General features: G+C 57.3%; 1 protein-coding gene. It reads left to right on the forward strand.

What is annotated here, in order from left to right; all coding sequences use genetic code 11:
• On the forward strand, nucleotides 1-1,910 hold a 1,910-nt coding region (locus DFR44_RS11265; protein ID WP_133621662.1), incomplete at both ends, for a type VI secretion system Vgr family protein.

The raw sequence follows: 1,910 nt of genomic DNA on the forward strand, positions 1-1,910 counted from the left end.
GCCCAAGCAGGCGACGCCGTTGGCAGCAACTGGGACGTCGAAGCCCTCATCGGCTCCGCCGTCACCATCGCCATCGAACAAGACGGTCGCATCGACGTCCAAGGACTCGACACCTTCGGTTTAGACCTCGAGCGCTCCGCAGGCGGCATCCTCCAAGCCGCCAAAGGACGTGGCACCCGCCACATCAACGCCCTCGTCACCGAAGCCCGCTACATCGGCGTTAAAGGCCGCTACGCCCAATACGAACTGCGCCTGCGCCCCTGGTTACACCTACTCACCCTCAACCAAGAATACCGCATCTTCCAAAAGCAAAGCGCCCCCGACATCATCCAAACCATCCTCAACAAATACGCCTTCCCTGTCGAAACCCGTCTATCCGCCAGCTACCCACAGCTTGATATGCAAACACAATACGGGCTATGTGACTTCGATTATGTATCTTTGCTGATGCAAGAATGGGGCTTGAACTACTGGTTCGAACATACAAACGACAAACACACCCTCATCATCAGCGACGGACTGCACGGCTTCAAGCCCATGAGCAGTGCCGCCTACCAAGATCTATATACCTACCCGCCCAAACTCAAGCTGCAAGAAGAATACCTCGACAGCTTCAAAGATGGACAAACCCACGTTGCCGGTCAATACCAAGGATTAGACTACCAATTCAAACACAACACCGTCACCCAAACCACCACCCAAAACAACCCCCACAATACCGCCTTCAACCAACTTGAAGTCGCTGAGTGGAACCAAGGGCACTTCGCCAAGAGTGACGAAGACGGCGACTTCAAAGCCAAGATCTACATGGAAGCGATACGCCAACACGGTCGTCGCGCCCACGCTGCTGGCAACGTCAGGGGCATCGAAGTGGGGCACACCTTCAAGCTCCACAACGCCGCCAAAGAAACCAGCAACATCGGCTGGATCGTACTCAACAGCCACTACACCATCAGCGAGATCGGCGAAGAAACCAACCCCGACCAAAGCTTTGCCATCCGAGTTGAACTCACCCTCCAACCCGACACCGAACAAGTGCGCCCCGACCGCACCCTACAAAAGCCCACCGCCCACACCCAAACCGCCACCGTCGTCGGCCCCACCGACAAAGAAGTCTGGGTCGACCAATATGCACGGATAAAAGTTAAATTCCACTGGGACCGCTACGGCACCTCAGATGAAAACGCCTCCTGCTGGGTCCGCGTCAACGCCCCCTGGGCTGGCATGAACTACGGCGGCATCCAACACCCACGCGTCGGCCAAGAAGTCATCATCGACTTCATGAACCACGACGCCGACATGCCTTATGTCAGCGGCCGCCTAACCAACCCCACCAACATGCCATTGTGGGACCTGCCCAGCCAAAATGCCCTATCCGGCTTCAAAAGCAAAGAGATCGACGGCAGCCGCAACAACCACCTCATCATGGACGACACCACGGGTGAAATCCAAACCCAACTTACCAGCGACCACGGTCTAAGTCAACTCAACTTAGGCTACGTCACCCGCATTCCTGACCCCTCGGGCCGAGCCGACTACCGTGGTCAAGGTTTCGAACTGCGCACCGACCACTGGGGTGTTGTACGCAGTGGCGCCGGCATGCTCATCACCACCCAAGCTAAAACCAACGGGCAAAGCCATCAAACCGACGTCAGCGAAGCGCACAGCCAACTCAAAGCCAGTCAAGCCCAACACAAAGCTTATAGCGAACTGGCCCAAGACCATAAAGCCTTGGCACTTGATGCGCACACCGCCCTCGCCACGCAGAACCAACAAATCATCGGACAAACCGACAGCGGTGCAGGCAGTGCAGCCAGCGCCGCCAACCTCACCGACACCGCCGCCGCGGTACAAGGCAAGCTCGCCCTCAAAGGCGCATTCAGCCAAGCGGTCAACGGCGCGATGGGCGG

Origin of the sequence: Hydromonas duriensis (assembly GCF_004363775.1) — a bacterium.
In the GTDB taxonomy this organism is placed as follows: domain Bacteria; phylum Pseudomonadota; class Gammaproteobacteria; order Burkholderiales; family Burkholderiaceae; genus Hydromonas; species Hydromonas duriensis.